The sequence below is a fragment of the Vibrio sp. 1978 genome (assembly GCF_033344345.1).
This window is the reverse complement of sequence record NZ_JAWPOP010001117.1, coordinates 1-502: the sequence shown is the minus strand read 5'-3', so window position 1 is coordinate 502 and position 502 is coordinate 1. Positions and strand designations below refer to the sequence as shown.

General features: G+C 43.8%; 1 pseudogene. It reads left to right on the top strand.

What is annotated here, in order from left to right:
- Positions 1-86 precede the first annotated feature (86 nt).
- Positions 87-502 (top strand): annotated as a pseudogene (locus tag R8N49_RS30950) (AAA family ATPase); the annotation flags it as partial.

Sequence of the window (502 nt, the reverse complement as noted above, 5' to 3'; positions counted from 1 at the left end):
GCTTATTTCTCCTACACGCACTAATACTTATAAATAGAAAAACATACGACATCAGTTGATTAGGCAACTTCAAGAGGGGAAGTATGATGGGCTCTGCGTATTGGGAAAAACTAGTGCCACAAATCAATCCACCAAAGGTGCCTTCCGCAGTGGAAGGTCTTGGGATCCCAGCTTCAGTCGTTGAAAACCTAGTTCTGAAACATTTGGCTGCTTATCCCAAATGTGATTTAGTTGAACTGACTCAACGTTTGTGTGTGGTTTCAAACATCGTTGAGCTTGCACTCGCGCAGTTGAGAAAACGCAGTTGGGTTGAGGTGTATCAGCCTGCGTCAGACAAACTAAGTCATTCGTATTCTAATGTTCGATATAGCCTTACCGAATTTGGTTTGGCTGAGGCGGATATTGCTTATCGAAAAGATCCCTACATTGGCCCAGTTCCTGTGTCGTTGGACGATTATTGGACGGTTGTGGAAGGGCAAGATCTGCGTAAAAATCCAATTAC